The 8,132-nt window shown below is 28.7% G+C and carries 6 protein-coding genes and 1 pseudogene; all 7 read left to right on the forward strand.

The features are described from left to right. Positions 1-279 (forward strand): annotated as a pseudogene (locus ABWP20_RS17835) (oleate hydratase); the annotation flags it as partial. 139 nt (positions 280-418) lie between these two features. Continuing rightward, on the forward strand, positions 419-2,527 hold the full coding sequence (locus ABWP20_RS17840; RefSeq protein WP_353097689.1) for a hypothetical protein: 2,109 nt from the start codon (positions 419-421) through the stop codon (positions 2,525-2,527). Further along, on the forward strand, positions 2,524-3,759 hold the full coding sequence (locus ABWP20_RS17845) for a hypothetical protein (protein WP_353097690.1): 1,236 nt from the start codon (positions 2,524-2,526) through the stop codon (positions 3,757-3,759). The genes ABWP20_RS17840 and ABWP20_RS17845 overlap by 4 nt, the downstream gene beginning before the upstream one ends. A gap of 11 nt (positions 3,760-3,770) precedes the next feature. Then, positions 3,771-5,714 carry a VWA domain-containing protein gene (locus tag ABWP20_RS17850; protein ID WP_353097692.1) on the forward strand — a complete coding sequence of 648 codons (1,944 nt, stop codon included), beginning with the start codon at positions 3,771-3,773 and terminating at the stop codon, positions 5,712-5,714. A 244-nt stretch (positions 5,715-5,958) separates the two neighbouring features. After that, complete coding sequence (locus ABWP20_RS17855; protein ID WP_353097694.1) at positions 5,959-6,609, forward strand: YiiX/YebB-like N1pC/P60 family cysteine hydrolase; 651 nt, start codon at positions 5,959-5,961, stop codon at positions 6,607-6,609. A 66-nt stretch (positions 6,610-6,675) separates the two neighbouring features. Further along, positions 6,676-7,731, forward strand: a complete 1,056-nt coding sequence (locus tag ABWP20_RS17860) for a hypothetical protein (protein WP_353097695.1) — start codon at positions 6,676-6,678, stop codon at positions 7,729-7,731. A 25-nt stretch (positions 7,732-7,756) separates the two neighbouring features. Continuing rightward, positions 7,757-8,101 carry a hypothetical protein gene (locus ABWP20_RS17865; protein ID WP_353097696.1) on the forward strand — a complete coding sequence of 115 codons (345 nt, stop codon included), beginning with the start codon at positions 7,757-7,759 and terminating at the stop codon, positions 8,099-8,101. The last annotated feature ends 31 nt before the right edge of the window (positions 8,102-8,132 follow it).

Genomic DNA, 8,132 nt, shown 5'->3' on the forward strand with positions numbered 1-8,132 from the left:
GAAACATTAGATGACCCAGGACGTGATACTGTATTTACTATTGAGTATTCAGGACGTACAGCTATGGAAGCAGTATATGTTTTGACTGGAGTTGAAAAGGGAGTTCCAGAGGTATATGCTTCTAGATATGATATCCGATATTTACTAAATGCAGTTAAATGTTTACTAGATGGAGAAAAACCAGAGATTCATTTATCACCATTGGCTAAACGTAAAATTTTAAAACAAGTATCAGGAACAGAAATTGAAAAGTTATTGAAAGAATATGGAATTATTTAATGACATTTAAAATTAGATAATTTGACTAAAATCCCGATTTTTTGAAATTCGGGATTTTAATTTATATGTATTTGTTATTCATATTGTCACATAATATATTAGAAATATAATAGGATATCATACAAAGGAGGAAACATCTTTGAAAGAAGAAAAACTTAAGGAAGTTTATATTCCTACTATGGAAGAAATGCAAAGCTGGTATGAAGATGATTTACGAAGAGAATCCTCAGAATCATTGGAATATGAAAATAATGAAAAAATAAAAGAACAGGGATCATTTTTTAAAGCTTTTCGAAAATCAGAAGAAAGGGACGCGAAAATTCCTCCTGATACTAAAAGAAATAATGTTTATTACGAAAAATACAAAGCTTATGTAGAAGAAGAAAGAAAAAGCAAGGGAGAAAAGATACAAAAAATTGAAAATTTAATTGAATATGAAAAGTTTTTTCTTCGCTGGGAAAGAAGAGTTAGCAGCGAAAGTAATAATTACGGCCATTATAGTAGTAATTCAGCTACAAGATATCGGGTTGATTCTATAAAAAAATTGGAAAAAGAATTAAAGATGATTATAGAAGATTCGGCAGAAGCATGGGAATTTTATTATAGACGGCAATTAATAAAAGATATAGAAACCCAACATCAACAGCGATTAGTAACTGTACCTTATGTAGTTGAAGCAAAACAAAAGGTAATAGATTCATTGAACTTAGGTGTTCCTGTATATATTGTAGGACATTTAGGAAGTGGGAAAACACAATTAGCAACTGAATCAGCCTTGGATTTTACTATTGAAAATAAAATACAAAGAGAATTAGAAAATAAAATGGAGAAATGGTTTTTAAAAAATTTAAATGCCATAGAAAAAGATGCAATTGAGAAATTTAGAGAATTTAACGAAGAAAGAAAACTTCATTATAAAAATATTTTAACTAATGGAACTGAAGAGGAGATAGAAGCTTTACAGCCTCTATTTATATCAGGCTCACATAATTTAACCTATGAAGATATGTTTGTAGAGAAAACTTTGTCTCTAGAACATAGTTTTTCTAAAGGCTCTTTTTCAGATTATCTGAATATGATTGTAGGAGATTTTTATGAATGGATGGATGAGCACAAAGAAAAACTAGATGAGATGACTGATGAAGAACAGTTACAGCTTAAGATTCAAATATGGAAAAGTTTTTCTGATTTATTAGTGGCAAGTAATAGTGCTTTTGGTACTGAAATCAAAAAGATAGAAAGAGAAATTTTAATTGCGGTAAAAGAGGGACGTACTGTAATTATAGACGAATTAAATACTATTGCTATGCAAAATCTAATTGCTTTAAATGATATATTACAGAGTCACGCAGGAAATACAGCTTATATTACAGGAGTTGGTCCTGTTTTAATCAAACCTGGATTTGGATTTATAGGTACAGGAAATTTATCAACTCAAATGGTCAATTATGAAGGAACAAACGAACTAAATCCGGCATTTAAATCACGTTTTGTAACTATTGAATACAATTATGTGCCTCAAAAGACAACTGGTTCATTAGAAGATCAAGAGTCTCCAGAGAAAAATGAACTTTTTAGAATAATAATAGCAAGATTAGCTGATAAAAATGGAAACATTCATATTCCTAATTCCAAAAGGACATTAGAAGAATTGTTTAGATTTTCTCAATTATGTAAAGTTACTCAAAATGTTTTTATGGGTAAGTGGAAAGATGATGAATCTCAAAAGGACTCTGGAATGGATGAACTAGAGTTGAGAGAGTCTGTATTATCAATACGAAATATTTTACATGTTTTAGATAATTGGAATCAAGGAGAGGAAAAAGACTTAAGTAAAGCTTTGTGGGATGGCTTCATTAGTTCAATCACTTATGCTGATGATCAAAACTATATTCTCTCACAGGCAGTACGTTTTGGATTCTTTCCTATAAGTGAAGGATGGAAGATTGAGACAAAAGGCGTAGGAGAAGCAACGACAACATATGAAGAGATCCGTACTAGCCCATATCACTATGTTCGTCCAGCAATAGAAACCTTAAGTTATTTAGATGTAGTTCATCTGATATTTGGGAAAGGAACTCCTAGAAAAAATTTCCCAAAAGAATTAATAGAAAATTTTAAGATGGATATTCATGATTCAATGCGAATAGACATAAAAAAATATCAAAATCTAGATCAACAATTATCCCATTTAGAGCATTCAAAAAATTTAATTGACTACTTAGAAGATAATGAGGGAGAAAGATGAAGATAAATTTGTCTGTGGATGGAGAATATTTTAAGAGTCAAGTTAAAGAACTAAGAAAAAAACTAAATGAATGTCAAGAAAGTGGGATTTTAGATGATGACTTTGAAGAAGAATTAGATAGCCTTTTACAAATGGAAGAAAAGATATTAACTGACTTAATTCCTTATTACAGAGTTTATGGAAAAAACATTAAAAAGACTTCAATGAAAATAAATCCGATACAGCAACTAGGAGCTTTTAACTTTGATAGTTTTTTGCAAAGTACACTGAGAATTAATAAAAATCTTTTTATTGCAAGTAGTATAGAGAGTAAAGTTCAGTTTTTTTATATAAATGTTTCAGAGGATTTTTTTGATTATAATCAACTTGAAGTAGAATGGAGTCCTCCTATTAAAAAAATAAAGGAAACAATTTCATTTATTTATAAATTGAATGATAAAGAAATTTTACTTTTAGGGGTCATGGGGGGATGCTATATAATTTCAAATGATGATTTTAATCAACTACCTAATAATGAAGAAGTTAAAGTTGAAAAGATTCAAATAGATTATAATTTTAATGGATTTGGAAGATGCTTAGGAATTAGAGACAATTTATTTGTAATGGAAAATGGAGAAAATATCTTAACTTTGTTTGAAATAGTAAAGGAAAAGGATGAATATCATTTGATTTTTCATAAAGATATCTATTTAAATATTTCAGATTGGACTGTACTAGAAAAAATAGATGATAATTATTTTGCAGTTGGAACAAAGAAGGGAGAATTATATTTTATTAAATATGAGGATAGACAATTTACTATTATAGAAGAATTTGATTTTTTAAATGATGAAATAAGGCAAATTAAATTTTTGGAAAATGAAAAGGGTAATAAGGATTCCCTTATGGTGGTAGGGGATAAAGGACAACTTAAAATATTTTCTTTGCATGAAGGGCCAAAAACCATAAAGGTAGAATTGAATGGTTTAGAAGGCAATTTGTTTGATATTCAATCTAAAAAAGGTACAGCCATAGTTTTAAGTGAAGATGGAATCATATACTTATTTGAAGAGAATTTTGGAAATTGGTATCTAAGTGAAGATGCAACTATTAAAGATATTTTTTTTACAAATGTCTTTAAACTAAGTATTTCAAAATATATGCTTATGGATATAGAAGGTAAATTAAATCTCTTGGATATTGATCGAATTGATACACCGAAAGATTTATGGTATTTGCCACTATATCAATAGGAGGGATGAATATGTTTGATTTAGATGAACAAACTTTAATTGAAGAATCTAAAAAACACTGCGAAGAATTTTTACAAAAAGAACAACGGTCATTGGCAACATTTACTGGAGATTCTAGTCTAATGTATGTTCCTGAGTCAAAGTTAGAAAGATTTTTATTAGACCCTTCCAAAGGAGTTTTGTACTTACCCTTAGAAAGTTTTTTAGATCGAAAACTAGATGATAATCAAATCATGTGGCATATTTACTATGGACTAGCCTTATATCCTGACTGGAAGAAGCAAACTAAAAAATATTTAAACAGAAAAAAAGATTGGCAGAAAGAAATTGATGAAATGACAGGATATATTTTGGCTAGGATAAAAAAAGAGGGGCAGGAAAAAGACCCTGCATATGAACCTAAGATTATTTCTAATTATGTGAGAAAAGAAGTCCTTGATTTTCTACATCTGTTAGATAAATACACAGCTTTTCTGAGGGTCTTACAGATGTGTCCCATATATAGAGATGAAGAAAATTTTGAAAAGATTATTTCATATATGAAGAAAATAGGTAAAACTATTGAATCAATTGACCAAATGCCTAAACATAGAGCTTTTGTAAATAGTTTTTTAATTATTGAATTATATAAAATTGTGCCTAAAATAGAAGGAACTGTTAGGAATTCATTTGATAGGAAAATTTTTAATGAACCATTTTTTGATTTCATTCATTATCAATTAGTCAGACAAATAAATAATGACCAAGGAATTATAGAAAGAGATCCATTCATTCGTTCTTTTATATTTCCAAAGTTTGAACAATTATGGAAACAAGAAATTGATGAAATGGTGTTTTACAAATCAAAGGAACAGCAAAAAGAGAAAGTTAAAGGAAGCGAAAATCCTTTTGAGCAATCCAAATCAGATGATATACCAGATTCTCTGGAATCTACTCAGGAAGAAGAAAAAAAGATTCTGGAAGAAATACTAGAACAACAAGATGAGATAAGTATCAGTATACAGAATACTATGGAAGGTAAGGTGGATTTGAAATCTTATGGGATTAGTCAATCAGATCAACAATTGTTTTGGTATTATTCAAATAAAATGAAATCAGAGAGAGAACAAATGCGTCAATTTTGGAGAAAGTTAATAGGGGATGCAAAAAAAGAAATAGGTGTAAAAAAAGATAATCAAATAAAGGGAAAATTAGATGTTAACAGCTTTATTAAGTTTTATCCAGATTTTGTAGAAGCTGAGAAGAAGGGAAATTATAAGAACCTTCCAGTTTTTAGTAGGTATCTATTGGAGTCTCAGACAGATGTATTACCTGAAAGAATAGAGATTTCATTTGTAATAGATAATTCAGGCTCAATGAATGAGTCAAAAATTGAGGCTGCTAGAAAAGCTTTAGCCGTTACATTGTTATCAATAGATGATTTTAATCGATATTTAAAAAGTAATGCAGAACAATTAAATCAAAAAGTAGAAGTCCTAAGTGAAACTTGGTTTTTCGGCAGTAAGTATTATAATGTTAAGGAATTCAATGATAAGAATGTAAGGGAAAAAGAAAAAAGTGATATAATTCGTTCAATAGTAAAGCTAGATGCAACAGATGGAGCTACTGATGATGCAAGTTGTCTTAAAGAAATATCCAATAGAATTACACCCATACAGGAAAGGGAAATAAAAAAAGGAAAACAAATAAAGATAATCTTCGAAATTACAGATGGAGCATCAAGTTTTCCAGGATTAGCAAAAGAAGCTGTACAAGAGCTATTGTCTAAAAGTGTGGAGATTTATGCATTTCAAATAGGAGCAAATAGCAAAACAAATGAAAGACTATTTAACTTTGTATGGAATGAAGGATATAAACATCCACATGGTGTAACGATCGGTGAACAAATAGAAAAGTTGCCAAAAGAATTGTTAAAAGCATTGGGGAAAAATATGCAGTCTATTTTTAATAACTAATAGTTGTAAGTTCATGGGGACTAATTTTAGATATAATTACATTTATACTCTATCTGATTATTTTATTTTTTCAAAGGAAACAGTGTGCTAAAGGAAGTATCTGATTAGATGCTCGAAGTTTTTATGTAAAAAATCAAAAAATAGACAAAAGTTAGCTGACATACTTAGATATACATATTACAATATAACAACATCATGTGCGGAGACGGAAAACATCAATAGGTTTTAAATTAGGAGGGATAATATGTTTAAGAGATTTATGAAAAGTATATCAGCCATAGTTTTAGCCTTGATATTATTAATACCGAATGCTAGTTTAGCAGCTGAGAGAGATAAACATCTATCTGCCGAGCAAGTGTTTACGGAGAAGGAATTACTTAGAATAGAAAAAGAAGTTGAACAAAAAGAATTAGAGTTTGATAAGTTAGGTGAGAGAAAAGGACTTTCTATTAGTGCAAAGCTATCAGGGACCTATCCTAGAAGAAAAGGTGCCATATTAGTAACAAAAGATAAATTTAAAGGTATTATTCCTACTGGACATGCTGCTATTGTTTATAGTCATGGAACAGTAGTAGAGTCGTTAGGTGAAGGAGTAATAACTGGTAAAAATGATTGGTATGAAACAAGAAAGACTTGCTATGGATTAACTGTAAAAGGAACCACCATATCAGAAGATGAACAAGCGGCAAATTGGTGCTATAGACAAATAGGGAAACCGTATAATTGGAATTACTTAAATTCTAGTACAAGGGATAAATTCTATTGTTCTCAGCTAGTATATGCAGCATTTTTAGATAATTTTGGAATTAATTTGGATACATCGGATTTTGGAGCAGCAGTTCACCCTATGGAATTAGTAAATAGTAATAATACTTCTTTATTATACGAAAAGTAAATATAAGTTATTAGATAAAGGGGTCTATATGACCCCTTATTTAAAGTTAAAGGTGGAGTGAGTTTTATGAAGAGATATATTTGTTTCTTTGGAATTATATTTTTTCTTTTTGCTATGATGGGATGTAATGGAAAAATAAATACTTTGAAAAGTACAAATAGTCACAATGTAAGAATTGGAGTTGTAGAGACTACAGCTATGGAATATAAAAGTATCATTCATTGGTATGATGATAATTTAAATAAGGTTTCAGAACAAAAACTTAAATATGCAATGTTAGGTACTGTTTTTAATAATCCAGTATATACTAAAGATGAAGTATATATGATTCCACAAGGATTAGGAAATAAAAAAGATAGTAAAAAGGTAATAAGTATAAATAAAAAAGATATGAAGATAAAAGAGTATACTATTAATCAAATAGGATTAAACGGTGTAGCAGTAAGTGGAGATTATATTTATACCATAAATACTTTTAATGGTGATACATATATTAGTAGATTAAATAAATTTAATAACGAATTAGAAGAAATTATTTTAAATAATGAGTATATAAGCGGTTTGACTGCAGTTAGAGGAAAAATTTATGCATTTAGTTCAAACTTATCTACGATATCGCCTGAATTAAACTTATATATTTATAATGAAGATTTAGAGCTAATAGATAAAAAAGATATTACTAAGTATGGTACTAGTCAATATAAATTTATGCATGATGAAGACTCTCTTTATACAGGAGTAATGATAACAAAAGAAGATGAACCAAGTAATATTATACTGCAGATATCTCTGAATTCTAATAAGGTTGAAGCTATAAATACTGGTGAGTATTATCCTAATGACATATTATTATATAAAGATAATATTATTGTTACACACAATGATTTAGTAATAAATGAAGGTAATACCTTAACTGTATTAGATAAAGATTGTCAGGCTGTTAGAGTTATAGACTTGGAAAATAAAACAGAACTTGCAGGTATATTAAAGAATTATCTGGTAGTAGGAAATCAAGAAAAAATATGCCTATATGATATAGAAGATAATTTCAAATTGACTAAGGAAAAGTCTATTCAAAAGGGTGAGAATAGTTATATTTCCAATATAATAATTTTAGAATAAGAATTTAATAAGTAGGTGAAGGGTATTGAGAGGTAAACAGTTTCAATTTGAAGGTTATGTGAAAAGCTATTTGGACAAGTATCTTGAGAATAAAAGTCAGGATAAAGAAGATTTAAATATAGAGTTCTATGATTATTTATTAAATCAAATTTTTTCTAATTCGATTAAAACAATATTGATTCTATTTTTTGCTTTTAAAAAAGAAAATTTACTAAAAGGAAATTCACCAGAAGATAGATATAACTATTTTGATAATTATTCATCGACAAAGGAATTCCATGATTTAGTTAACGAGATGTATCCTATGCTTAAATTAAGGTTAGATAGAATTATCGAAAATCATATAATAAACCTGAATTATTCATGGTGATATAAAAATGAAATTTCTATCACCAAAACCT

The organism is Tissierella praeacuta, from assembly GCF_040396155.1.
GTDB lineage: Bacteria > Bacillota > Clostridia > Tissierellales > Tissierellaceae > Tissierella > Tissierella praeacuta_A.

Bases quoted from the DNA above. Each gene is read 5' to 3' on its own strand.
- ABWP20_RS17845 (WP_353097690.1), top strand. From the start codon at position 2,524: ATGAAGATAAATTTGTCTGTGGATGGAGAATATTTTAAGAGTCAAGTT.
- ABWP20_RS17850 (WP_353097692.1), top strand. From the start codon at position 3,771: ATGTTTGATTTAGATGAACAAACTTTAATTGAAGAATCTAAAAAACAC.
- ABWP20_RS17855 (WP_353097694.1), top strand. From the start codon at position 5,959: ATGTTTAAGAGATTTATGAAAAGTATATCAGCCATAGTTTTAGCCTTG.
- ABWP20_RS17860 (WP_353097695.1), top strand. From the start codon at position 6,676: ATGAAGAGATATATTTGTTTCTTTGGAATTATATTTTTTCTTTTTGCT.